Raw genomic sequence first — 25,195 nt, 5'->3', positions numbered from 1 at the left:
ATATTGTTAGGAAAAATTTACTCAAAATAGGAGCAAATATGTCTCTAGCTTCTCACGTTATATCTTCTTCTTTAAGTCTCTCAAAGACAGATGTGCAAAGTCTTCTGATTCTTTTATATAAGTTAGTAAAACTTAGTAAAGCTTCTTTACAATACATGCAATATGACTACAATTATAATTATATCCCTCCTTTAGCTATGACGGGCGCTCTCCCATTGCCAGTCATTAAAATACAGGTTCCAATTCAAGAGTTACCGAATTTAAAATGGGTACTTTCCGTCGCTCAAAAAATAACGCTGATTTTGGTAAATGATACTCTAACTAACTTTCCTAATTCCTCAGATTCTAATGTGTCTTATGAACTCGATGCTGATACCCAAAACAATAGCTCAGCCCTCGATAGTAAGGTACAAGCTTTAGAAAATATGGAGCAAAAAATTAAAGATGCTGAGAGTGGCGCAGATTTAGAAAAAATTGCTTTGAACCTGGCATCAATTACTCAAGAAATTACCGAAAAAATCATTAGTCACGATCCCTCAAGTATTGTTTCATTTGATACCCAAAAAATCTCAGATTTTGAGGAACAAATCAAAAGTATTGATGAGGAATTTGAATTGCATGAATTTCACAAAAGTCCCGGAAATGTGGAATTTTTAGCACCATTTAGTTTAGAAGATTCAGTCACAGATTTATTAAGTTCTGCTTTCCAGAAAATACTTAATTCTCATGCTCAATTATTGGGATTAAAAGACAGTTATCCATCCTCTATGGAAGTTGAGTTCTCTAGACAAGAATCTCCAATAAAGCGAAATATTGAAGATTATAATAAATTATTTGTTAAAATATCTCTCCCAGAAATTAGCTCTAGGTTTAAAGAGGATTTAGTTTTTGGTTATATGCAGGTTGCTGGACCAAATCCGCTGATGCTGCAACAGGTATCACAACAAGACAAGGCTTTACTGATTAGCAACGAACAATACCAACAAATTATCGGGATTCCCAACGATTCTCTGGAAGCAGCGAGGCAAGAAGGTCGGCTTTATAAAGCTGATTATTCTAAGTTAAAAAATATGGAAAATGGTAGTTTTCCGAATCAAAAAAAATATATATATTCACCTTTAGCATTATTTGTAGTACCACCATCTAGCAACCCATCTCGGTCTTTAATTCCAGTAGCTATTCAATGCCAACCTGAACACCCAGTGTTTACACCTCTTGATGGCGAGAACTGGGCGATCGCCAAAAGCATTGTGCAAATGGCAGATAGCAATTACCATGAACTAGTTAGCCATCTTGGTCGCACTCACTTATTTATCGAACCTTTTGTAATTGCTACTAAGCGGCGGTTACCAGCAAACCACCATTTAAGGATTTTACTGGAACCTCACTTTGAAGGAACTATATTAATCAATTACGGCGCACATCAACTTTTGATTGCCGATCGCCGTCAAGTTGATGAACTTTTAGCTAGTACAATAGAAAGCGATCGCCAACTCACTGTTCAAGCTGCCCAAGATTATTTGCATCATTTCAACGATGCAATGTTTCCCAACACTTTAACAAGTCGCGGTGTTGACCGAGTTTCTCAACTACCTGAATATCCTTATCGAGATGATGGACTGCTGATTTGGAATGCTATTCATCAATGGGTACGTGCCTATTTGAGTAGTTACTATACTAATGGGCAACAACTACTAGCAGACCAAGCTTTACAAAATTGGGCAAAAGAATTAATTTCCCAACAAGGAGGCCGCCTCCAGAATTTTGGTGAAGATGCTTCAGGCACAATTAAAACCCTAGATTATCTAATTGACGCGGTTTCCACCATTATTTTTACAGCTAGCGCCCAACACGCTGCGGTTAATTTTGCCCAAGGCGAACTCATGACCTATGCACCAGCCTTTCCTCTAGCCAGTTACTCTCCAGCACCCACAAATCCCAACGAACCAGGCGACTTTATGAGTATGCTACCTTCCCTAGAACAAGCTAAAACTCAACTGAATGTAACTTATTTGCTTGGCTCAGTTTACTATACACAGCTAGGGCAATACTCCAACTCATATTTTAAATCCAAGCCACAAATTAGTTCAGCCTTGGCGACTTTTCAAAATCAACTCAAAGCAATTGAGCAAGAAATTACTCAACGGAATCGTACAAGAATAATGCCTTACAAATTCTTGCTACCTTCCCAAATTCCCCAAAGTATAAATATCTAAAGAATTCAGAATTCAGTAGTCAGAAAATTTTAAGTAGGGTGCGTTATGGCTTTAGCCATAACGCACCGTTTTGTATACCGCTAGTATTTTATTTTTGAAATCATATTTATGGAGAAAATACAACCAATTTTTCAGATTCGAGCAATCTGCGCTGTTCGCTAGTTAAAAAAATGTACCCAATGATATAATCATGCCCCTCATAAAGTGGATAAAATCTGCCACCATTCGGTACAGTTTTATCAACTAATTGTAGAATTAAACTAAATAGCCTACGCTCATCGGCAAAATCATCTTGAAATTCAAGATTTGCACTGTAGGGTTTGCCATTAAACTTAAAATAAACTTCAGCAGTTTGATTATTTTTCCAGTCAAATGAAATGTCAGTTGGTGTGAAATTACCTCGTGAAACCTCTGCAAATTTACGGATAAGTCGGTTATATCGATCCTCTATAGAAGTGGCTTCCAAATCAATAGTAGGAACAAAAGTATCGAAAGCTTGCAATAATTGGTTGTAGTTAGTAATATAACTTTGTCTAATATTGTCTTTAGTTATATTTATTTGTTGTGCTGTTAAGTGATTTAATAATCTTATTTTTTCTAAAATTGTAATGATTTCCTCTATGCGGTCTGTTGTTAAATCTTTTTCTTGTTCATCAAAATTGTTGATATCAAAAATATATGATTTATCTAAAAAGAATTTAAATTGCTTATTATTAAGTGCAATAAATCCAAATTTGTTAGTATTTTCTAACGCTGATAAACCTATTAATTCGTCGCTAACAGTTCCTATGTCATAAAGTCGATATGGCGAACCTATATCCCGCAGTATTTTATTAAATAAGAAAAAAAATTCTCTTCTTTCAGCGATAGGTATAGAAAATTTGTTTTTGATAACTGGATATAAACTATACTGATATTTCCTCCCATTCGTATACATTGAAAATATCATTTTATCATCAACCGAAAAATTACCAATTTTAATGTTTGCTATGCCTGATTCATGGAGCATATTAACAATGCTTTGATAAATTTTTGGCAAGTAATCATACAGTTTTTTATAGTAATCGTTGATGTCAAAAACTACTGCATGATTAAAGTGCTTAAATAAGTCAATGTTACTAGCAATATTTTCTGTTTGGATGTCTTGTATTAATCTGGTGTAACCATCAGCAGATAATATACCACTAGAACGCAAGGTTTTAAGGTAAGGTTCTAAACCTTTGAGTTGTAAATTTTCATAAACCTTCATTTGATTTTCGGCTTGATGAAATAGCTCGATATTCATTTTGATATGACTAGCTTTAATATCTGCTTCTAGTCTTTGATAAACACGTTTGGTAATAACTCCCGACTGTTTGAGTTGTTCTAAAAGTTGGAGTAATTCTAAGCGCATTTCCTCAGTAAACTCAGCAGGTGCTTCAAATGCAATAGCAACTTGAAACAAGGTAGAAAAATCAGGGTTAAGTCGGCGGTTCGCTGCCTCCTGTCCAAGTTCATAGAGCAACCTCGAACGGGTAGGGATTTCACCTTCTTCCATTGAAGACTCTATCTGCTGGTACGTTTGTTCTGATATTAAATTTAAGTTACAAAGGTTACGTGATATGTCTAATATAGACACCATATTTTTAATATTAGTATTATTAGATTGAGAAATTAGCTGATTAAATACAATAGTTTCAAAAGTTTTTATTCTCTCGATTTAAAATAATTTTTTCCAATCAAATCGGATTGCTATATAGCGGTGCGTTAGGCGCTTATCTCATATTTTTCGTAACAAATAATCTTGAAATATGCGCCTAACACACCCTACAATAATTTCATCCTCAACCTACAATTAATTAACACCCCGTAGCTTGCGAGTATTATCAACTAAACTCTGGGCAAATTGGTCAAATCTTTGGGAAAGCTTCTCATCTAATAGCTTACCTTCAGGATTGAAAGCACTCCAAGCTTGTCCGATCGCAATTTGTTCTGGAATCACCCAACCGTGTACCCAACGGACAATTAGCCTTAGGTCATTCAACGCATTACTATTAGACTGACCCCCCAATACGCTAATCAGCCCCGTCACTTTATCAGACAGTTGGTCAAAGCTCATCAAATCCAAAGCATTTTTTAGAACACCACTCACGCCACCATGATACTCAGGTGTCGCTAAAATTAACCCATGAGCGTTACTAACTGTATCCTGCAATCGCTTCACATCTGGGTATTCTGGATACTCTTTTCCACCATCACAGAATGGTAGCTGCAACTCCCGTAAATCAAGAATTTCTACCTCTGCACCTAACGCTTCCACTCTTTGCATCGCAACCTGCAAAGCCAGGTGGGTATAGGAATTAGGCCTTAAACTACCGCCAATGCCAACAATTTTTACCATAATTAACTCACAAACTACTAACTAGCTACTATCACGAAGACTAATAAAACGAAGTCGGTATGACTATGTTTATCTTAGCGATTTGTATCAGAATGTGTCAAATTAAAATTTTGCGAGAAATTTTTGGTTTTTCTCCCTACCAAGGGTAAGGGCTTGACCAACAATTCAGGAGCCAGTTGCACCAAGTATTCTCACTTATGGCTTATGACCACTTCTGCGTAAAATTATCCAGCCCATCGAGTTTATGCAATAGTTGGGAGACATTTGGGCATGTTTTTGTCTGGAAGTTAGACTAGATAAGAAACCGTAACTTCCAGTTATTGGAATTTTTGCTAGAAGAATAGGCATAAAACCATAGCTCAACTTCTGCCAGCAGACAAAGGGTAATTACTATGACAAATTTGCGAAAAAAAGCGTTGATAAAACAGGGGTCATCAAAGCGCGTTGCTTGGATTGGTGGGCTAGCAGCTAGTTTGATGATGTTGCCAGGAATTTTTGGGAGTACTCCTGTTTTGGCACAAAAACCAGAGAGCAACTCTTTAAATTATGGCGAGTTGATCAAAAAAGCGAAGGCGGGAGAAATCGAAAAAGTTGAGCTTGATGAAGCCGAACAGATAGCAAGGGTTTATCTCAAGGGGCAAAAAGAGAACACACCACCGCAACAGGTGAGACTTTTGGCGCAAAATACAGAGTTAATTAACATTCTCAAAGATAAGAATGTTGATTTTGGTGAGATTTCTTCTGCGAACAGTCGGGCTGCTGTTGGGTTGTTGATTAACCTGATGTGGATTTTACCGTTGATAGCTTTAATGCTACTGTTCCTGCGTCGTTCTACTAATGCTTCTAGCCAAGCGATGAATTTCGGTAAATCCAGAGCTCGCTTCCAAATGGAAGCAAAAACTGGTGTGAAATTTGAAGATGTTGCTGGGGTTGAAGAAGCCAAAGAAGAACTGCAAGAAGTTGTTACCTTCCTGAAACAGCCAGAAAGATTTACTGCTGTGGGCGCACGCATTCCCAAAGGAGTATTGTTAATTGGCCCTCCTGGTACAGGTAAAACTTTACTAGCAAAAGCGATCGCTGGTGAAGCAGGTGTACCATTCTTCAGTATTTCCGGTTCGGAATTTGTGGAAATGTTCGTTGGTGTCGGTGCATCGCGGGTGCGTGACTTGTTTAAAAAAGCCAAAGACAATGCACCTTGTCTGATATTTATCGATGAAATCGACGCCGTAGGTAGACAACGGGGTGCTGGCATCGGTGGCGGAAACGATGAGCGAGAACAAACCCTCAACCAGCTGCTGACCGAAATGGATGGTTTTGAAGGTAACACTGGCATCATTATTATTGCTGCCACCAACCGCCCAGATGTATTAGATGCGGCGCTGCTCAGACCCGGACGTTTTGACAGACAAGTGATGGTGGATGCACCGGATTTGAAAGGACGACTGGAAATTTTGCAAGTCCACGCGCGGAATAAGAAGATTGACCCTAGCGTATCATTAGAAGCGATCGCTCGCCGCACTCCTGGTTTCACAGGCGCAGACTTAGCCAACTTACTCAACGAAGCTGCCATTCTCACAGCAAGAAGGCGCAAAGAAGCCGTCACCATCTTAGAAATCGATGATGCTGTCGATAGAGTAGTTGCAGGTATGGAAGGTACCGCCTTAGTAGATAGCAAGAGCAAGCGCTTAATTGCCTACCATGAAGTTGGACATGCCTTAGTGGGCACATTGCTCAAAGACCACGACCCCGTGCAAAAAGTTACACTCATTCCCCGGGGACAAGCACTGGGATTAACTTGGTTTACTCCCAACGAAGAACAAGGATTGATTTCTCGTTCCCAACTCAAAGCACGTATTACTGCCACTTTGGGCGGTCGGGCTGCCGAGGAAATTGTTTTTGGTAAGCCAGAAGTCACCACAGGTGCAGGAGATGACCTGCAAAAAGTAACAGGAATGGCACGCCAAATGGTTACGCGGTTTGGGATGTCAGAATTAGGCCCGCTGTCCCTAGAAAATCAGAGTGGAGAAGTATTTTTGGGGCGTGACTGGATGAATAAATCAGACTATTCTGAGGAAATTGCCGCCAAAATTGATTCCCAAGTCCGCGAAATTGTTAATAATTCCTACATCAAAGCAAAAGAACTATTGGAAGAAAACCGCGTAGTTTTGGAGCGTTTAGTAGATTTGCTAGCAGAGCAAGAGACAATTGAAGGCGATTTATTCCGCAAAATTGTTGCTGAAAATGCTCAGATAGTGGATGAGAAAGTGGCTGTATCTCATTAAGAGATTAGCCAAGATTTAGTAGTCAATAGTTGATAAACTCTCAACTATTGACTATGAAATATGGGTTTTAGTTTGTACTATTTATTTGTAAAATACAGCGTATTTCAGATAAATGAAGTACGCGGGTAGAGGCACAACATGTTGTGCCTCTACCATTATCTGTACCTCATCAAGTTGCAATTTGCTGTATGGCGCATCTTCATAGAAAAAGCTGAAAACATTACTGTCAAACATAACTCTCCATCCACCCTCTTGCGCTAAAGTTGCAAATAAACGTGCATCTAGAGCCAGGAGGAAAGAGTCGTGAAAGCAGTCTTGATGACAGCAGCTGGCAGTCCGGAAGTTCTGCAATTACAGGACGTGCCAAACCCTACTGTTCCCGTGGGAAACACTGAACTTTTAGTTCGCTTAGTGGCAGCTGGTGTTAATCCCATTGATACCAAACTTCGTAGCCGAGGCACTTTTTACAGCGATCGCCTGCCAAGTATTTTAGGATGTGATGGTGCAGGTATTGTGGAAGCTGTAGGTGCTGGCGTAGAACGTTTTCGCCCAGGTGATGAAGTATATTTTTGCTGTGGCGGTTTGGGCGCACACCAAGGCAATTATGCTGAATATACCGTTGTGGATGAGCGGTTTGTGGCACGTAAACCCGCGTCTATTTCCTTTGCCGAAGCAGCAGCAGCACCTTTAGTTTTAATCACAGCTTGGGAAGCTTTATACGAACGCGGACGATTGGAACCTGGCGAACGAGTTCTGATTCATGCCGGTGCTGGTGGTGTCGGACATGTAGCAATTCAATTAGCAAAACTCAAAGGTGCTAGCGTTTCTACCACCGTGGGTTCTCAAGAAAAAGCTAATTTCGCTAAACAATTAGGTGCTGACCACACAATTTTATACAAACAGACTGACTTTGTGCAAGCGGTATTAGATTGGACTAATGGCGAAGGTGTAGAGTTGGCTTTTGATACCATAGGCGGCGAAACCTTTCACAAAACTTTCCCCGCAGTCCGAGTATATGGCGATATTGTGACGATTCTCGAACCAGATGCCAATACCGTTTGGAAAACTGCTAGACTACGTAATCTCCGCATTGGCTTAGAATTAATGCTGACACCAGCATTGCTTGGATTAGAAGAAAGTCTCCAGCATCATGCAGAAATTCTCGAACAATCTGCCACTTGGATTGATGAAGGTAAGTTAAAAATCCATGTTGGTCATAAGTTTCCTTTAGAAGAAGCCGCTAAAGCCCATCAATTACTTGAAAGTGGGTCTGTAACAGGTAAAATTGTTCTGCTGATTAGGGATGAATAATAGAACAATTTGCATAAATTATTTTTTAAATGCAGAGGAACCCAGAGGTTAAACGCAAAGGTATGCAGAGAAAAAACTTTGCGTACCTCCGCGCTTTCCTTTGCGTTCCTTTGCGTTTTATTAATTCTTCTCTTCTTTCCGGTATCTACCTGGGCAGCACAACAACCAGAACGCATACCTTTAACTCTGGAATTATTACAAGAACGACTGCATACACCGACACTCCGCGAAGGGAATTTGACGGTGGATTTGCAGAAGATGGTGATTGATTTACGCCCAGAAAATGCTACTTTTCGCGATGTTTTTTACCAATTGTTGCGTAAAGAACTAGGTGCAAAACCTCTGGGTTTAGATCTGAGTTATGCTTTGATTTTAGGGGATTTTGTCGGCAGTGATTTGGGTTTAAGAACACCTTTGTATGCTCAAGGTATTGCTCCGATTTTTACTCGTAGCGAACAACAAGAATTAGAAGGTTTGCGCTTTGTTTGTCTGGAATCACTGGCGATGTCTACGACGGGCTACGCCTACGCTTTACCAAACTCTAAAGATTGTCGATCGCTTTTGGGAACAGAGTCAACTCAATCAAGCGAAATTACTGTTTTTCGTGGTGCTTTAACACTGGTGCAAACTCGGTTCAATGGGGAAGTGAGGTTTTCTAACACATTTTTTCTTCAGTCTGTGGATGCCCAAAACGCTACCTTTGTCCAAGCCACTAACTGGATTGAAACCAGATTTGCTCGTCCTGTTAGTTTTAGTAGTGCTAACTTTCGACAATCAAGCAATTTTTATAGCAGCATTTTTTTTGATAAAGCTAATTTTAAACAAACTCAATTTCACGAAACTATTAATTTTCAAGGTAGTTTTTTCAAAAAATCTGCCAACTTCAATCAAGCAAAATTTAAGCATTTAGCTAAATTTAATAGTGTACAGTGGCAAGAAAACGCTGATTTTTCTCATGTGCATTTTGCTAATCAAGCACAGTTCACTAAAAGTGATTTTAATCAATTACTTTTGTTCCAAGAAACGATTTTTGAGCAAGCTGTAATATTTCGAGAAGTGGAGTTTAACCAATTGGTAAATCTCCAAGGTGCAAGTATTCTCAACCAAGCAGATTTTAGCGATGCCAGATTTGCCAAAGAAGCTTTTTTAGATGTATCTGGTCTAACTTTTAATTCTAACCAAGCGAAAATTTTAGGTAATCCTGGTGAAATTGGACAGATGTTTGCTGTACCCACATTCCAAGGAAATCAAAACATCTTGCGGAATTTGGGGCAAAATTTCCGTCAACAACAACAAGTTGCGGATGCTAATGATTTGGAGTACACAAAACAACGATTAAGATTAATAGAATTAAGCCGCAAGTTGATGGCTACAAATATTAATAGTGCAACTGTTACAAGTTTGATGAAGTTGGGTTTTTCGGCAACTGAGTCGGAAGCGATCGCCCTGCGTCGTTTGATAAAACCATTTCGCAATAGTAGTGAGTTACTTACTTTAGCAGACATCAATTTAGAAACATATGCCAAATTAAGCGATAGCTTGATTGTTGGCGAACCTCTTTCTATAGGTGTATGGTTACTGCAAGCTTGGAGTTGGTTGGCATTAAGTGTACTGTTGTTGTTGAGTGGTTATGGTACAAATTTTTGGTTAGTATTTGGTGTCGGAGGAGTAGCGATCGCTTACTTCGGTTTGCTATTTTGGTTAGTGGATCGCTATCGTCGTCTGCGTCCGATACCAATTATTCCCACGTCCTATGAAACCATTTCCATTTTAATCAGTTTTAGCATTTTAGAATTCTTGAGCTTATTAGCTATCTTTCGCAATGCACAACAACCTTGGCTGACATTGGGGTGTCTTTTAATAATTATCCTTCCCGTTCCACTAACTTTATTAATTAGACTTTACCAACAAGGTCGTTATCATGATTTAATGGACATTTCCTACTTTACAGAAGACGGAACATTTAGGCAATTACGATTGTTAATTGGACGTTTGCCAGTCATTCCCAGAAATCAGACATTTCGTGAAAGATATATGCCTTTGTTGTGCGATCGCCATTGGAATTGGCTCAACTATTACGATTTTAGTCTCAATAACCTAGTCAAATTAGGATTTAATGACATTCGCTTGCGAGACGAACACTTACCAGGTATTATCTCTGGGCTTGCTTGGTATCAATGGAGTCTGGGTTTGATGTACATTACCCTAGTTTTGTGGACACTCTCGCGCACAATTCCCGGATTGAACTTGCTAATTTATTTGAAGTAATTCTCGTAACATTTGTTCAACTTGCCTTGGCGATCGCATTTCTCTGGATCATCTTAACCCTCAAGTGCTTCTAACCAAGCCTGTAAATCAGCCATACTAGTAAAATCAAGTAGTGCCTCCCCCAGATTTTCTAATTGTTCTAGAGAAAGGGTTTCAATACGTTCACGTACTTGTTGAGGTAATTCTCCTACACGTCTAATTAGTTGACGAACAATGAGCGATCGCGCTTCCGCTTCTCGTCCCTCTTTTCGTCCCTCTTCCTTGATTTCCCTGTAAACTCGGGTTTCTTTAAGCGTTATTCCTAGCATTTGTTCAACCTCTCGTTGGCTTAATTGTTCAAATTTGTACACCATTATTGTTGTCACTAACTCAATTATGGCGCTATTTGCGGTTTGGGGCTGTTCAACAGAAGAACGCTCAAGCAAATATCTTGCTTCTTGTGGTGCAAGTTCTTCTTCCACCGTAGTTAACACCATCAGCGCTACCCATATAGGTAGTTGGCGAATATCCCCCAATTCATCTAAATAGACTCGATCTACTTGGTTACTGTTAAGAAATCCCCGATGAGGATGAATATCACTTTGTTCAAGACTGCGTGACGGATAAATAATTACTGCTTGCCAATCACTAAATCTGGCGCGGTTGCGATAAAAATATAACGATGATTCTGCAAATACCCTTTCATAAAGTTGTTCATCTTTTTGAAACTGCACTTCGCAGAAATAAACAACCCCAGGACTTTCATTTTCTGGTGGTAAAAATACCCCGTCAATTTCAAATTTTGGTTCTTTGACGGCGACTGAATCAAATCTATAGCTATCCGCATTTATCGGTCTATTTGTCAATAACTCAAATAGTAAACCTGGTGATTGTTGAAATAGTTTATAAAATATTGAATCTCGACGCATGAAAGCATTACTGATTTTTTTTATGGGTAATAGCAAGTTAGCAAAACTAACATAAAAATTAAAGCGATCGCAGCTATTTTTATTATTCAAAAAATTCAACTACGATCGCTTTTGAGATTACTTTCCTATAATTTGTAACAATGCTTGTCGATAAATTTTTAATCCCTCTGCATTTAGATGGTCACCATCATTGGTAAAATCCTTTTTCAAAACGTTATTTTCATACAATGGTGCTACTCCTGCTGCGGCAACTGGTACTTTTTCTGTTTCCCCAACTTGATTAATCAGAGCATTAATTTGTTCAACTCTAGAATTGGGTGCTGCAACAGTTGGATCTGAGCTAGCCTCAACCGTTGAATAAAAAGCCGGAACCAGAAAAACCTCTTTACTTCCCATTGTGCGGACAAGTGCGATCGCCTCTTGCAGATTTTTGCTAAACAACTCATCACTAATTCCATACCAAGCATCATTTCCACCGATGGCAATAATCGCTTTTTCGCATTTTACCTTAGTAGGAATTAAAGTTTTCAGTTGTTCTAGTAATGAAATTGTACTCAAGCCATTTAACCCAAAATTAAAAGTACCATTGCCAAGGGTATTGCCCAGTCCAGCCGAAATAGAATCACCAAATAAGCAACCTGAAAACTGTTTATCTTGGGCGGCAATTGTCTGATATTGCAGTGCAATTTTCCCTAAAGGAGAAGAAGTTACATTGTCCTTTGGCGGTGTATCAGCAGAAGCAGAAGATGAATTTGCCATGCCGACTATTCGGGAAATTTTTGAGACATCAATGACTATTTCATTGCTGGGATAGGCCTCTAGAAATGTGAGAAGTCCTAAACCTTCTGGTGATTTTGCACCCAGGATAATAGCAGATCGTAGCGCTTGGATATTGGCTTGATCGCGACGGGCGATCGCTTGAGAAACAAAATATAAAACTTGCTTACCCGTTTGAGTATTTACCAGCTTGTCTAAAGCCACAATATCAAGAGACATCTTCACTTGCAGCGCATCTTGAAACTTCTGCTTCTCTTCAGGACTGAGACGACCTAAGATAGTTTGCAAATTCGCAGAAACTTTTTGCGTCTCGCTATAGTTGCGTATATCTGCAACAGGGATCGCTTGCTCAAATAAACCATATCTAACAACAACATTTTCAGCTGCCAAACTAGGCGATACACCAAAAATACTATGCAGTAGTGGAAATATTGAGTAACCAGATAGGCTTAGTAAAAGACGATAAAAAGATTTCATCACAAAAGGTACTCAGAGAATTAATAGTCAATAGTTAATATTCAATGGTTAAGAGTCAAGAGTCAAGAATTTATCACTTGATTTTGGGAATACTCAAACCGTAGGCGTGAGGATAGAAAAGTGGTAGAAGAAAGTGCGTATTGGGTAGCTTGGTCGCAAATTTCGGGGATTGGCCCGGTATTACTGCGACGGCTGCAACAGCATTTTGGCACGCTGGCAACCGCTTGGAACGCTACTAAGGTACAGTTAGGAGAAGTAGAGGGTTTTGGTTTTCAAACACTTGAAAAAATAGTACAACAGCGATCGCGCCTACACCCAGAACAGCTATTCACCAAACACCAACAGGAAAACCCGCATTTCTGGACTCCAGCAGATACCGATTATCCCCGCTTACTACTGGAAACTCCCAGTCCGCCGCCGATTTTGTACTATCGCGGTGAAGTTGAACTCCAGGAAAATCTTGCACAAAAACCCCTAGTTGCTATTGTCGGAACCCGCCGCCCTTCAGAATACGGGATTCGTTGGACTCGTCAAATTAGCACAGCTTTGGCTAAAAATGGCTTTACAGTGGTTTCTGGGATGGCGGAGGGAATTGACACAGAAAGCCACGCCGCCGCCATGAAAGCAGGTGGAAGAACGATCGCAGTTTTAGGAACTGGTGTAGATGTTATTTATCCCCAAAAAAATCGGGATTTGTACAAGCAAATTTTGACGGCTGGGTTAGTCGTCAGTGAGTACCCCACAAAAACTCCACCCGATCGCACTCACTTTCCCCGCCGCAACCGCATTATTGCAGGCATGAGCCGCGCTATCTTAGTAATGGAAGCCCCATTAAAATCTGGTGCCCTAATTACAGCCACCTACGCCAATGAATTTGGTAGAGATGTCTATGCATTACCAGGGAGAGTAGACGATTATCCATCCCAAGGTTGTTTAAAGTTACTAACTCAAGGCGCTTCTTTGATTCTCAAAGAATTAGACGAATTATTAACAATGCTGGGAGCAATACCACAAATAGATGGAGTTGAGCAATTGTCAACAGTACAACAGTTAAGTTTGCCAACTTTATCACCCGAATTGCAACAGGTAATGGATGCGATCGCCTTTGAAATTTTACCCTTCGATTTAATAGTCCAACAAACCGGTATGGCTGCTGGCTCAGTTTCCGGCGCTTTGTTACAGTTAGAGCTTATGGGTTTACTCTCCCAACTACCAGGAATGAGGTATCAAAAAAGTTAAAGGGCATTGGGCAAATGCCCCATGACGCCACTTGCTCCACTTGGGGAAACCCCAAGACCGCAGTGGCTCCCCCATGCCCCATGCCCCATACCCCATGCCCCAATCCTTAAAATATGCCAAGTAAATATGCCTTCGCTGACTGAGACTGTCACGATCATAAAGTAAAGAGTAAAAGGCAATCTATTTTGACTTTTAACTTTCTCCTTTTGTTCAACTTTCCACAACAGGAGGTTTAATCTTGAGTAAATTAAAAGTTGGTATCAATGGCTTCGGTCGAATTGGACGACTTGTGCTTCGCGCTGGCCTAGATAATCCCAACATCGAGTTTGTCGGCATTAACGACCTAGTACCACCAGATAACCTGGCTTACCTATTAAAGTACGACTCAACCCACGGTAGATTAACCAGAAAGGTTGAAGCCAAAGACGATGGTATTCTCATTGATGGCCATTTCATCCCTTGCGTATCTGTTAGGAATCCCGCAGAGTTGCCTTGGAGACAACTAGGTGCTGATTATGTCGTGGAATCTACGGGACTTTTCACTGGCTATGAAGGGGCAGAAAACCACCTTAAAGCAGGTGCAAAGCGAGTGGTCATCTCGGCTCCTACCAAAGATCCAGATACAGTTCCTACCCTACTAATGGGTGTTAATCATCACTTGTTTGACCCCAGCAAGGATCTAATTGTCTCCAATGCTAGCTGTACTACAAACTGTCTAGCTCCCATCGCTAAAGTCATCAATGATAGCTTTGGGTTAACTGAAGGCTTGATGACCACAGTTCATGCTATGACTGCCACCCAGCCAACCGTAGACGGCCCCAGCAAAAAAGACTGGCGGGGTGGTCGAGGTGCAGCCCAGAACATTATTCCCTCCTCCACAGGTGCAGCTAAAGCTGTAGCACTGGTTTTACCAGAACTGAAGGGCAAGTTGACTGGAATGGCATTCCGAGTTCCGACTCCTGATGTCTCTGTAGTTGATTTAACTTTCAAAACTGCCAAAGCCACCAGCTACAAAGAAATCTGTGCTGCCATGAAAGAGGCTGCCAACGGTTCGTTAGCAGGTATCTTGGGTTACACAGATGAAGAAGTAGTTTCCACAGATTTTCAAGGTGATACCCATTCCAGCATCTTCGACGCAGGTGCTGGTATTGAGTTAAATTCAAACTTCTTCAAAGTCGTTGCTTGGTATGACAACGAGTGGGGCTACTCCAATCGTGTGGTTGACTTGATGTTATCTATGTCACATAAAGAACAACTCGCACCAACAGCTGCTGTGGTTTGATTCGTCATTAGTCCTCTCTTACAAAGTTCTGATCGGAGGAAACCTCCGCTCAGACTTTGCGCTTAGTCATTAGTCATTAGCTTTTGACTCTTGACTTTTGCCTTTTGACTTTTGGGATTTGGGTCAAATGGTAAATACCCGAAAATAAAACGCAATCTAGTATCTTTACTTAGCAAACCAGTGATATGAAGCACGTGTGATTTTGGATGCCCCCTGCGATGTCTAGGACAAGTTCCCTTGGGCATTGCATAATACCAATTCTCCAAAAGCAGACTAAAGATTTAAACCGGGAAACCTGAATAAAATCTGAAGTTTGTTAATTAGGAATTCCAAAGTGGTATCAGGCATCCATGTCGCAGGTTATTCCTCAACCCTTAATCCCTATGCGTCGAACCAAAATTATTTGTACTGTTGGACCTGCTACATCTGCACCTGATAAGCTGCAAGCCTTAGTAGAAGCTGGAATGAATGTGGCACGGTTAAATTTTTCCCACGGAGCCTATGAATTCCACGCCCAAACGGCTCAATATCTTAGGCAGATTAGTGCTGATCAGCAAAAACCGATCGCCATTATGCAAGATCTGTGTGGTCCAAAGATCCGTTTGGGTATCTTACCACCAGAAGGGTTAAATGTGGAAGCTGGGAGTGAAGTTACCTTCGTTTTGCAAGAGAAGGGTGAGAGTATTGACGAATTGCCCTTACCATTGCCGACTTTGTTTGCAATGGTGCGACCAGGCGAACCGATTTTAATTAATGATGGCCGCGTCAAGTTGATTGTTACAGATCGCGACGCCGATCGCATTCGGGCAGAGGTGAAAATTGGCGGGTTAATTTCCACCCACAAAGGAGTAAACCTGCCACAAACTCCTTTACCTGTGAGTTCGATCACCGAAAAAGACTTGCTGGATTTGCGTTTTGGGATTCAGTTGGGTGTAGACTGGGTGGCGGTGTCTTTTGTGCGATCGCCACAAGATTTAGAACCCGCCAAAAGGATGATTGAAGCCGCTGGCGCTTCTATCCGCTTAATTGCCAAAATTGAAAGAGCAGAGGCAGTAGAGCAATTTGACTCCATCCTGAAAGTTGCTGACGGCATTATGATTGCCCGTGGCGATTTAGGTGTGGAAGTGCCGATTCATGAAGTGCCTCTGATTCAAAAAGATATCACTCGCCGTTGCAATCATGCTGGCAAGCCCGTGATTACAGCCACGCAAATGCTAGAGTCAATGATTAGCGCCCCCGACCCCACCCGCGCCGAGGCAACAGATGTTGCTAACTCCATCTTGGATGGTACAGATGCGGTCATGCTGTCTGGTGAAACAGCCGTGGGAGAATATCCCATCGCCGCTGTCCAGATGATGCACAACATTGCCGTGCGAACAGAACGGGCTTTAGATGAGGGTAGCAAACGTTCCTGGTGTCACGAACCAGGTAGTCTCAGCGTTACTGAATCGGTGGCAGAGGCGGTGTGTCGCATCGCCTATGAAACCGGCTCACGGGCAATTCTCTGTAACACAACCTCAGGGAGTACGGCCAGAATGGTATCAAAATATCGGCCAACTTCTCCGATTATTGCCTTAACGTCCGACCCCACCGCTTACCGCCAGCTAGCACTTTCCTGGGGAGTCGAACCTTTGTTGATACCCCCAGTCCACCATGCTGAAGAAATGTTTACAAATGTGGTGAACAGAGTCCTAGATATGGGTCTTGCCAAGAAGGGAGATCAGGTGGTGATTACCTCTGGCGTCCCAATTGGTAAATCAGGAACAACCAGCTTAATTAAAGTGCATTCCATTGGACAGCCAATTTCTGCATAAGCCATCTAAAATAAGGCTGTGGCTTTGGATAGTAAGGAAAATTAGGCAATAGTTAAGAAAAATTGCCAGAATCAGAATTGAAGGAACAGTAAAAAGTATGAACAAGATGCGGGGGAAAAGGGAAAAGGACACGGGGACAGGGGGAGAGTATTTGTTGAATTTCAGCGTGTCACCATGTTTCCCACTCTTGGCGTCCTCACATCTTCTTTCACCGCGTTCCCGCGTCTCCCAGTCTCCACGTCTTCTTCGTCGCTGGGGAATAAGTAAATCCTAAACAAACATCACGGAGTATTTTATGTCTAAAAGTTTACTAGAACAATTGCGAGAAATGACTGTTGTGGTTGCGGATACAGGGGATATCCAAGCAATTGAAAAGTTTAAACCCCAAGACGCTACCACAAATCCCTCCCTGATTACTGCTGCGGCGCAGATGCCAGAATATCAGGAAATTGTCGATCAGACTTTACTTCAAGCAAAAAAAGATGCTGGAGCCGGAGCCACCCAAGCACAGATAGTTTCTCTGGCGTTTGACCGTTTGGCAGTGGCTTTTGGATTGAAAATTTTGCAAATTATTCCCGGTCGCGTGTCTACAGAAGTGGATGCTCGTTTGTCCTATGATACTGAAGCTACGGTTACTAAAGCACGGGAATTGATTGCTCAGTATAAAGCTGCTGGAGTTGACCGCGATCGCGTTTTAATAAAAATTGCCACCACTTGGGAAGGGATTCGCGCTGCGGAAATTCTAGAGAAAGAAGGTATTCATTGTAACCTTACCTTGTTGTTTGGTTTGCATCAAGCGATCGCCTGTGCAGAAGCCGGCGTTACTTTAATTTCTCCCTTCGTCGGTCGGATTCTCGACTGGTATAAAAAAGATACCGGACGGGATAGCTATCCAGCAGCCGAAGATCCAGGAGTTTTGTCAGTCACCAAAATCTACAACTACTACAAAAAATTCGGCTATAAAACCGAAGTTATGGGAGCTAGCTTCCGTAATCTTGGTGAAATTACCGAACTTGCAGGTAGTGATTTGTTGACGATTTCGCCATCGCTTTTGGCTGAATTACAAGCAACTATTGGAGAACTGCCACGGAAGCTCGACCCTGCTAATGTAGCAAACTTGGAAATTGAAAAAATATCCATTGATAAAGCTACATTTGAGAACATGCACGCTGCTGACCGCATGGCAACTGACAAACTAGACGAGGGCATCAAAGGTTTCACCAAGGCATTAGAAGACCTGGAAAAACTTTTGGCAGACCGATTGGCTCGCCTTGATACAGAGGTAGTAGCAAGTCATTAAAATCTGATGATAGTTAATGGTTAGTGGTTAATCAAAACCACTAACCAATTATTAATTGGCGTTGCATAAAATAAGTATGATTCTTGTAGGGTGGGCATCTATAACCGCCCGAAAATAAAAGGGACGTGCTAGATACCCATCCTACAAAACCATCAAAATCATCCCGCAAATATGCAACACCAATTAATTGGCTAATTCGTTATTTATCTGAGATTAATACCATTGGCGTCTGTAGTCTCGTTGTCGCCTGAACTCCCGTTGTCGTCTTAGTTGCTGCTGTCGAATATTTTGGTATCTTCCGAAAGGCTGGCGTCGTCGAATTATTTGAGTTCGTCCAGGCTGGCGTCGTCGGATTATTCGAGTTCGTCCTAAACGGTCGCGTCGGATTATTTGATATTTTCCCAAAGGCTGGCGTCGTCTGATTACCCGGTATCGTCCTGACCGTCGTTGAGCAATTAAAAGCTCTCCTTTTGGATCTTCAACTACGTTAGCCCCTGCCGTCGCACTCTGTTCGTTAAGACTATTACTGATAGAAATATCTTTCGCTTCTGCTAATGAGGGCGGATACACAAAGGCAAATAGCAATAGTGCTATCGAGGATAGCTTCCTGAAACCTTTCATGTTTTTGCTTCTCTAAACTTTCGCTAATAACTTTATTAAAACACTTTAAAATCAGCAGATTATCGTTCATACGGTTTTTTTTAAACTTAATTTGGGATGAAATTCTGTATTAAAAATTCATTCCTATGAGTGATTGTTAATTTGATAAAAATGTATAGTCTCACTGGCGTTTGAGGAACGTAGACGCCCGAAAGGCGGCTTAAGGCAAAGTAATATCATGTTCGGGTGAAGACTTATCATTAGGACTGACGTGGGGACGCGGGGACGCGGAGAAATTTTAATAACAAGTGATTCTCTTTTCACTTTTCACGTTTCACTTTTTCAAACAACCAAAATCCTCCAGAGAATATTAACAATAACGGTGTCAACCAATCACCCCAACGCACATATAAAGTCTGTGTTTGTCGGCGGTAAATTGTTTCAGTATGAGTTTCGTAGGTGTTATATCCAGATATCCACAAGGTTCTGCCGTGAGGATCTACAAAAGCTGAATATCCTGTATTAGTTGCCCGTGCTGACCATCTATCAGTTTCAATTGCCCGCATGATATCCTGTGCGTGATGCTGCAAAGGCATCCACTGAGTGTAATGGGCATCGTTAGAAGAACTGAGAATAAATTGCCCACCCGCCGCAGCTTGATAGCGAAATTGTTCGGGAAAAGCAGATTCATAACATATACTAGCGATCGCTCTCCCAAAAGGAGTGTCAAATACCTGATTGGCTGAACCTGCAACTTGATGTGCATCCAATGGCGATAATCGCTGAACTATTGCGCCTAAAATCTCTTCAAAGGGAATATATTCTCCTAAAGGTACTAATTTCGCTTTATCGTAGCGGCTGACAATTTCACCTTGATGATTAAAAGTAAACAAGCTAATTGTATAGCTGCGTCCGCGTTCGCCAAAAGCCCCAATCCAAGCAACTACGCCTTTTTCTTTCACTGCTGCGACTAAGGCAGTTGCCATCAAGTTACGCTGGAAAACAGGTAAGGCTCCCTCTGCGGTGAGGACTGCATCTACACCTTGATTTGCTAAACTTATGTATCCATTGGTGTAGTTTTCTTCGGCGCGACGAAATCCTTCGGAACTCCGCAAAAGTCGGTTCGGAATATTTCCCTGAACAATCCCCACCTTCAACGCCGCTTCTGGTAGTTGGGCGATGGGACGAGTGTATAATATGAAACCTATTAAGTGTAAGGTGATTAATAGTCCGGTGGCGGTAGCGAAGTATTTATTAACGAACCGCAGAGGCGCAGAGAACACAGAGGAAATCCTCTCTGCGCTCTCTGCGTCTCTGTGGTTCATACATCCTTCAGCAATCAAGCCATTGACAGCGACTATTGCCGCTGTCACAATATTAGGCCCAGAGAGTTGACCAAGGTGTAATATTACGAGATTATGCGGACTTTGTGTGTAAGCCAGAGAACTCCACCATAAAGGACCAGCACTCCAGAGACTCTCCAACCCACACCATACCGCCGTACCAATTAATATGCGTAGCCAGGATTTTTGCCCACCCAGGCGAACCATTACAGCCGCCCAAATAGTAACGAATATCCCTCCCAAAGCACTGATGAATCCCCAACAAAAAAGCGTAATTGCCAAACTCGGTAACCACGAAACGCCCAACCAAGTCATGGGATGAATTCCTGTAATCCAGGAGAGGGCGATACCGTGGTAGGCAATACCCCAGAGGAGAGCAGGGGGGGATTGGTTTTTGCGTTTTGAGGAAGTGACAATTAAGACCCAAAGGGGAGCTAGGGCAATCCAAGCTAGGAACCATGCGCCCACGGGGGCGACGGTCGCCCCCATCAAAATTCCGCTGGCGAAGGCAATCAACCAAGGAAGTAAGGAGGTTAATTTCTCCCCCTGCTTCCCCTGCTCCCCCTGCTTTTTACTCTGCTTCTTCTGCATCGACACTATCAGGTGGAACTATTGCCACTCCGGTAATGGCGTCATCTTCATCTAAACGCTGGACTCTTACCCCAGTTGCCGATCGCGATTGTATGGAAATTGCATTCACCGCTTGCCGAATGATAATACCGCGATTGGTGACCATCATAATTTCATCGTCATCGTTGTTCACAATGCGTAGAGTTGCCAATTGGTCTTTGGTTTTGCGGTTTTTGAATTTGGTTGCCATTAAACCTTGACCAGCACGGTTTTGCAGACGGAATTGGGCGACTGGTACGCGCTTACCATAACCTCCCATTGTAATTACCAACACCCAAGGGCCAACACTAACGTTGCCAGGTACTTCTGCGGACTCTTCATTAATTTCGATTTCTTCTGTTTCAATTTCTTCGATTTCCGCTTCTGTAACTGTATCCAAAGTCTCGAGAATTGCCGCAGGCAGAATATCCATACCCACCAATTCGTCTTTGTTTTTCAACTTCATAGCTTTCACACCACGAGTCGCCCTACCTAAGGGACGCAGTTGTTCGTGGTTACACCGGAAGTGAATCGCCATGCCGTGACGAGAACCAATGATTACGCTGTCTTCCACTCTGGCGCGTCGTACCCAGCGGAGTTGGTCGCCTTCTTCTAAGGAAATGGCAATCAAGCCATTGGCGCGAATGTGGCTAAAGGCTGCCAATTCGGTTTTCTTAATATTACCGCCTTTGGTGAGCATCACCAGATATTCTTCGTTGCTAAATTCGTCAACGGGGACAATGGAGGTAATTTTTTCTTCTTTGGGAATGGGTAGCATTTGCACGATGGGTGTACCACGACTTGTACGGGAACCCACGGGAATTTGATAGGCTTTGAGGCAGTAAACTACGCCACGTTCGCTAAAAAATAAAACACTGTCGTGGTCGCAGCAAGTTAAGAAATGCTCAACGGTGTCATCATCTTTCACCTTGGCTGCGGCTTTGCCTCTGGTAGCACGACTTTGAGCTTCAAAGGTGTTGACAGGCATCCGTTTGATGTAGCCTTGCTCTGTCAGTAAAATTATGGCTTTTTCGTTGGCAATTAAGTCACGTTCATCTATTTCGCCTTCCCCTGGTAAAATTACCGTCCGTCGGGGTGTGGCGAAGCTAGTTTTCAGTTGGGCGACTTCGGTTTCAATGATTTCCAGCACTCTCTCCCGTCGTGCCAAAATATCTTGCAAGTCGGCAATTTTGGCTTGTAACTCTTCGTGTTCCAAACGAATTTTGTCTGCTTCTAAGGCAGTCAAGCGCCGTAATTGCATCTGCAAAATTGCATCTGCTTGCACTTCGGAAAGTCCGTAAGTTGTGATTAACTCGCCTTTGGCTGTGGGTGCATCTGGAGCATGGCGAATCAAATTAATAATCGCATCTAAGTGGGACAGGGCAATCAATAACCCTTGTAAAATGTGGTCGCGTTCCTCGGCTTTTCGCAGTTCGTAGCGGGTGCGTCTGGCAATGGATTCGATGCGGAAATCCAAAAAGACGCTTAAGAAATGCTTGAGGGTCAGTACCTGGGGTTCGCTATTCACCAACGCCAGCATATTGGCGCCGAAGTTGGCTTGCAGTGGCGTTTGTTTGTAGAGGTTGTTTAAAACGACGCGGGGATAAGCATCGCGCTTGAGTTCGATGACAATCCGCATCCCGTCGCGATCGCTTTCATCTCGGATATCTGCAATGCCCTCTAGCCGCTTTTCATTCACCATTTCGGCGATTTTTTCAATTAGCGCCGCTTTGTTGGTTTGATAGGGCAATTCGGTGATAATAATTGCTTCTCGATCTGGGCGTCCGCGCTGTTCAATGGTTTCAATGTTGGCGACGCCGCGCATGGTAATGGAACCACGCCCAGTGGTGTAAGCTTCCCGAATGGCAGATGTCCCCAGAATTTGTGCCCCGGTGGGAAAATCGGGGCCGTGGACGTACTGCATTAATTCCAGATCGGTGATTTCTGGATTGTGAATTAGTGCCACCAAGCCGTCAATTAATTCCCCCAAATTATGCGGCGGGATGTTCGTTGCCATGCCCACGGCAATTCCAGAGGAACCGTTGAGCAGCAATTGGGGAATCCGGGCTGGTAGTACTGTCGGTTCTTGCTGGGAACCGTCAAAGTTATCGGCAAAGTCTACGGTTTCCGATTCAATATCGTGCAATAAGCCAGCACTAGTTAAAGCTTTCAAGCGACATTCTGTATATCGCATTGCCGCTGGGGGATCGTTATCCACCGAACCGAAGTTACCATGCCCATCAACTAAAGGCGATCGCATGGAAAAATCCTGCGCCATTCGCACCAAAGCATCATACACAGCCGTGTCACCGTGGGGGTGATATTTACCCAATACTTCCCCCACCACACGGGCACATTTCTTAAACGGGCGATCGTGCAGTAGACCTAGCTCGTGCATTGCGTAAAGAATGCGACGATGCACAGGTTTTAGACCATCCCTCGCATCTGGCAGCGCCCGACCCACTATCACGCTCATGGCGTATTCCAGATAAGACTGCGACATTTCGTTTCGCAAGTCTGTCGGGATAATCCTCTCCTGTGAGGTTGTCATAACCTAAAAATCTCCAAAAATCGTAGATTTTAGCTTTTTTACTCGACACAGCGCAAAATTATTCTAAATTGCTCTTGAATAATTGCCATAATCTGATATAATTCTATCACGTATTGCCTATTCCTGCCTGCATAGCCAACTTAAGCATTTAGTCGCAAATAAGTAAATAAATATACTAAAGTAAAGTACAATTCCTCAAACAAAAGGCGATAAATTAAGAGTTGAATTAAGTAAATTAGCTGAATTAAAATATAATTTTGTAAAATAAGTTACTAATTCTAATTAATTGAATTATTTACAGAAACTACTTAATTTAAAATGTTATTAATTAGACTTTATTATCTAAAACATCCTCTTAATTGCGAATTAGTATAAATAGCAATTTAAGCCCCAAGGTAGTGTGTACCTTGCAACTAAAAAATTTAAGCTTGGCGTATGAGTTAGGGAAAATAAATATGAATAAGGAAACAGTTCCTAGTCAAGCTGAAAAAATGAATCCAGAAAGCGATCCATCACAATTAAGTCCAGAGGTACTTGACAAAATCAAACACCCTCCAAAAATGGACGATGTGATTCGCGAGCAATCACCAGAGGAGCGCAAAGCTAACCCAGCTTTAGTACCCGAAATGCTGGAGCAACCAATTGAGGAATTATAGCAGGCAACAGGCAATAGGCAACAGAACTGAAAGTCCTTTGGTGTCAAGGTTTTATCATCAGTTTATGTCCTAAACTATACTTCGACTGCTATAACTTAAACTTCTTCCAAATTGAGAACTAGAGTTTTTCAAGAGGAAACAGGGAAGGGATTTTGAAAAAACTAGGGGTTTCAAAATAGACGTGATTTAATTACCTAATTTTCTGTAATTTTTTCGATTTGGCACTCAATCCCTAGTCTCTAGTCCCCCAGTCCGTTCTACTACTACAAATACTTCTGCAACAATAACCCTAACTTTTCTTTCGTGGCTGCTGGTGCTTTATCCAATTGAGTCAAAATCGCATATTTCAAAGCCGAATGTGCTTCGCTCGGTGGTGGATTTTCACTTAACCGCCGCACAGTTTCTTGAATCACCTTTTGAGCATTCACCGCATTCCGCAGCAAATTGCCAATTACCATCTCCACTGTCACACTGTCATGGTCTGGATGCCAACAATCGTAATCTGTCACCAGCGCTAAAGTTGCATAGGCAATTTCCGCTTCTCTAGCCAACTTCGCCTCTGGTAAATTCGTCATCCCAATGATTGTTGCATCCCAACTGCGGTAAAGATTTGATTCTGCCTTTGTGGAAAACGCCGGCCCTTCCATGCACACATAAGTACCGCCGCGATGGAGAGTGACTTCTGGTAAATTGAGAGTAGCGATCGCATCTGCCAACACAGCAGCCAAATTTTGGCAAATCGGATCGCCAAAGGCAATGTGAGCCACAATTCCTTCACCGAAAAACGTTGAAATGCGATTTTTTGTTCTGTCAATAAATTGATCTGGGACCACCATATCTAATGGTTTCGCCTCTGCTTTCAATGAACCCACAGCACTAGCCGAAATTAAGTACTCGACACCCAATTGCTTCATCGCATAGATATTAGCGCGAAACGGTAACTCAGAAGGTAAAAGCGTGTGATTACGACCATGCCGCGCCAAAAAAGCTACCCGCGTCCCATCCAAAGTTCCTAGAATTAAAGCATCAGATGGCGAACCAAAGGGAGTCTGAACTTGCACCTCTTCTACATCTTTGAGCGCATCCATTTTATACAGACCGCTGCCACCAATAATTCCAATACTAGCTTGAGGCATGATACTGAACCTTTTCCTTGCTGAGTTGCTAAGTTATTTTACTAGA

17 protein-coding genes are annotated in these 25,195 nt (G+C 42.2%); 9 read left to right on the top strand and 8 right to left on the bottom strand.

Annotated features, from left to right (window positions below; translation table 11 throughout):
* The first annotated feature begins 38 nt into the window (after positions 1 to 38).
* The gene (locus ACM0OY_RS25175; RefSeq protein WP_414571552.1) at positions 39 to 2,216 is read left to right on the top strand and encodes a lipoxygenase family protein; all 2,178 of its coding nucleotides are present in this window, start codon (positions 39 to 41) and stop codon (positions 2,214 to 2,216) included.
* A 106-nt stretch (positions 2,217 to 2,322) separates the two neighbouring features.
* Here the strand turns inward: ACM0OY_RS25175 and ACM0OY_RS25170 are convergent, their stop codons facing one another.
* Positions 2,323 to 3,753 (bottom strand): hypothetical protein, encoded by a 1,431-nt coding sequence (locus ACM0OY_RS25170; RefSeq protein ID WP_414571551.1) that lies wholly within the window; start codon positions 3,751 to 3,753, stop codon positions 2,323 to 2,325.
* 297 nt (positions 3,754 to 4,050) lie between these two features.
* Entirely contained in the window at positions 4,051 to 4,596 is a 546-nt protein-coding gene (locus ACM0OY_RS25165) for an NADPH-dependent FMN reductase (RefSeq protein ID WP_414571550.1), read from the bottom strand.
* 392 nt (positions 4,597 to 4,988) lie between these two features.
* Between ACM0OY_RS25165 and ftsH the strand changes: the two genes are divergently transcribed.
* The 3 genes from ftsH to ACM0OY_RS25150 all read left to right on the top strand — a co-directional run bounded on the left by ftsH (position 4,989) and on the right by ACM0OY_RS25150 (position 10,457).
* The gene (ftsH, locus tag ACM0OY_RS25160; RefSeq protein ID WP_414571549.1) at positions 4,989 to 6,878 is read left to right on the top strand and encodes an ATP-dependent zinc metalloprotease FtsH; all 1,890 of its coding nucleotides are present in this window, start codon (positions 4,989 to 4,991) and stop codon (positions 6,876 to 6,878) included.
* A 303-nt stretch (positions 6,879 to 7,181) separates the two neighbouring features.
* On the top strand, positions 7,182 to 8,189 hold the full coding sequence (locus ACM0OY_RS25155; protein ID WP_414571548.1) for a zinc-dependent alcohol dehydrogenase family protein: 1,008 nt from the start codon (positions 7,182 to 7,184) through the stop codon (positions 8,187 to 8,189).
* Between the two features lie 9 nt (positions 8,190 to 8,198).
* Positions 8,199 to 10,457, top strand: a complete 2,259-nt coding sequence (locus ACM0OY_RS25150; RefSeq protein WP_414571547.1) for a pentapeptide repeat-containing protein — start codon at positions 8,199 to 8,201, stop codon at positions 10,455 to 10,457.
* 53 nt (positions 10,458 to 10,510) lie between these two features.
* Here ACM0OY_RS25150 and ACM0OY_RS25145 read toward each other — a convergent pair whose 3' ends face one another.
* A complete protein-coding gene (locus ACM0OY_RS25145; RefSeq protein WP_414571564.1) occupies positions 10,511 to 11,365 on the bottom strand; it encodes an Rpn family recombination-promoting nuclease/putative transposase in 855 nt (284 codons plus the stop codon).
* 117 nt (positions 11,366 to 11,482) lie between these two features.
* Positions 11,483 to 12,619, bottom strand: coding sequence for an alpha/beta hydrolase (locus tag ACM0OY_RS25140; RefSeq protein WP_414571563.1), 1,137 nt, complete (start codon positions 12,617 to 12,619; stop codon positions 11,483 to 11,485).
* Positions 12,620 to 12,739: 120 nt separating this feature from the next.
* Between ACM0OY_RS25140 and dprA the strand changes: the two genes are divergently transcribed.
* From dprA to ACM0OY_RS25120, 4 genes are all read left to right on the top strand, one after another.
* Complete coding sequence (gene dprA / locus ACM0OY_RS25135; protein WP_414571546.1) at positions 12,740 to 13,858, top strand: DNA-processing protein DprA; 1,119 nt, start codon at positions 12,740 to 12,742, stop codon at positions 13,856 to 13,858.
* A 238-nt stretch (positions 13,859 to 14,096) separates the two neighbouring features.
* The gene (gene gap / locus ACM0OY_RS25130; protein WP_414571545.1) at positions 14,097 to 15,140 is read left to right on the top strand and encodes a type I glyceraldehyde-3-phosphate dehydrogenase; all 1,044 of its coding nucleotides are present in this window, start codon (positions 14,097 to 14,099) and stop codon (positions 15,138 to 15,140) included.
* A 383-nt stretch (positions 15,141 to 15,523) separates the two neighbouring features.
* A complete protein-coding gene (pyk, locus tag ACM0OY_RS25125; RefSeq protein ID WP_414571544.1) occupies positions 15,524 to 16,954 on the top strand; it encodes a pyruvate kinase in 1,431 nt (476 codons plus the stop codon).
* Positions 16,955 to 17,249: 295 nt separating this feature from the next.
* Positions 17,250 to 18,254 carry a transaldolase gene (locus ACM0OY_RS25120; RefSeq protein WP_414571543.1) on the top strand — a complete coding sequence of 335 codons (1,005 nt, stop codon included), beginning with the start codon at positions 17,250 to 17,252 and terminating at the stop codon, positions 18,252 to 18,254.
* Between the two features lie 213 nt (positions 18,255 to 18,467).
* Here ACM0OY_RS25120 and ACM0OY_RS25115 read toward each other — a convergent pair whose 3' ends face one another.
* From ACM0OY_RS25115 to gyrA, 3 genes are all read right to left on the bottom strand, one after another.
* On the bottom strand, positions 18,468 to 18,875 hold the full coding sequence (locus ACM0OY_RS25115; RefSeq protein WP_414571542.1) for a hypothetical protein: 408 nt from the start codon (positions 18,873 to 18,875) through the stop codon (positions 18,468 to 18,470).
* Between the two features lie 299 nt (positions 18,876 to 19,174).
* Positions 19,175 to 20,788 carry an apolipoprotein N-acyltransferase gene (gene lnt, locus ACM0OY_RS25110; RefSeq protein WP_414571541.1) on the bottom strand — a complete coding sequence of 538 codons (1,614 nt, stop codon included), beginning with the start codon at positions 20,786 to 20,788 and terminating at the stop codon, positions 19,175 to 19,177.
* Positions 20,769 to 23,357: a DNA topoisomerase (ATP-hydrolyzing) subunit A gene (gyrA, locus tag ACM0OY_RS25105; RefSeq protein WP_414571540.1), complete on the bottom strand. Its 2,589-nt coding sequence runs from the start codon at positions 23,355 to 23,357 to the stop codon at positions 20,769 to 20,771. Before gyrA ends, lnt begins: the two co-directional genes overlap by 20 nt.
* A 455-nt stretch (positions 23,358 to 23,812) precedes the next feature.
* Here gyrA and ACM0OY_RS25100 point away from each other — a divergent pair, with 455 nt between their 5' ends.
* Positions 23,813 to 24,013 carry a hypothetical protein gene (locus ACM0OY_RS25100; RefSeq protein WP_190953715.1) on the top strand — a complete coding sequence of 67 codons (201 nt, stop codon included), beginning with the start codon at positions 23,813 to 23,815 and terminating at the stop codon, positions 24,011 to 24,013.
* 263 nt (positions 24,014 to 24,276) lie between these two features.
* Here ACM0OY_RS25100 and ACM0OY_RS25095 read toward each other — a convergent pair whose 3' ends face one another.
* Positions 24,277 to 25,149, bottom strand: a complete 873-nt coding sequence (locus ACM0OY_RS25095) for an S-methyl-5'-thioadenosine phosphorylase (protein ID WP_414571539.1) — start codon at positions 25,147 to 25,149, stop codon at positions 24,277 to 24,279.
* Positions 25,150 to 25,195: the final 46 nt, after the last annotated feature.

This window comes from Nostoc sp. CCY 9925 (assembly GCF_963920935.1).
Classification (GTDB): Bacteria; Cyanobacteriota; Cyanobacteriia; order Cyanobacteriales; family Nostocaceae; genus Nostoc.
This window is presented reverse-complemented; position numbering and strand designations above follow the sequence as displayed.

What these genes read in the sequence shown, in the direction of transcription:
- ACM0OY_RS25175 (WP_414571552.1), top strand. Translation starts at nt 39, where the DNA reads ATGTCTCTAGCTTCTCACGTTATATCTTCTTCTTTAAGTCTCTCAAAG.
- ACM0OY_RS25170 (WP_414571551.1), bottom strand. Translation starts at nt 3,753, where the DNA reads ATGGAAGAAGGTGAAATCCCTACCCGTTCGAGGTTGCTCTATGAACTT.
- ACM0OY_RS25165 (WP_414571550.1), bottom strand. Translation starts at nt 4,596, where the DNA reads ATGGTAAAAATTGTTGGCATTGGCGGTAGTTTAAGGCCTAATTCCTAT.
- ftsH (WP_414571549.1), top strand. Translation starts at nt 4,989, where the DNA reads ATGACAAATTTGCGAAAAAAAGCGTTGATAAAACAGGGGTCATCAAAG.
- ACM0OY_RS25145 (WP_414571564.1), bottom strand. Translation starts at nt 11,365, where the DNA reads ATGCGTCGAGATTCAATATTTTATAAACTATTTCAACAATCACCAGGT.
- ACM0OY_RS25140 (WP_414571563.1), bottom strand. Translation starts at nt 12,619, where the DNA reads ATGAAATCTTTTTATCGTCTTTTACTAAGCCTATCTGGTTACTCAATA.
- pyk (WP_414571544.1), top strand. Translation starts at nt 15,524, where the DNA reads ATGCGTCGAACCAAAATTATTTGTACTGTTGGACCTGCTACATCTGCA.
- ACM0OY_RS25120 (WP_414571543.1), top strand. Translation starts at nt 17,250, where the DNA reads ATGTCTAAAAGTTTACTAGAACAATTGCGAGAAATGACTGTTGTGGTT.
- ACM0OY_RS25115 (WP_414571542.1), bottom strand. Translation starts at nt 18,875, where the DNA reads ATGAAAGGTTTCAGGAAGCTATCCTCGATAGCACTATTGCTATTTGCC.
- lnt (WP_414571541.1), bottom strand. Translation starts at nt 20,788, where the DNA reads ATGCAGAAGAAGCAGAGTAAAAAGCAGGGGGAGCAGGGGAAGCAGGGG.
- gyrA (WP_414571540.1), bottom strand. Translation starts at nt 23,357, where the DNA reads ATGACAACCTCACAGGAGAGGATTATCCCGACAGACTTGCGAAACGAA.
- ACM0OY_RS25100 (WP_190953715.1), top strand. Translation starts at nt 23,813, where the DNA reads ATGAATAAGGAAACAGTTCCTAGTCAAGCTGAAAAAATGAATCCAGAA.
- ACM0OY_RS25095 (WP_414571539.1), bottom strand. Translation starts at nt 25,149, where the DNA reads ATGCCTCAAGCTAGTATTGGAATTATTGGTGGCAGCGGTCTGTATAAA.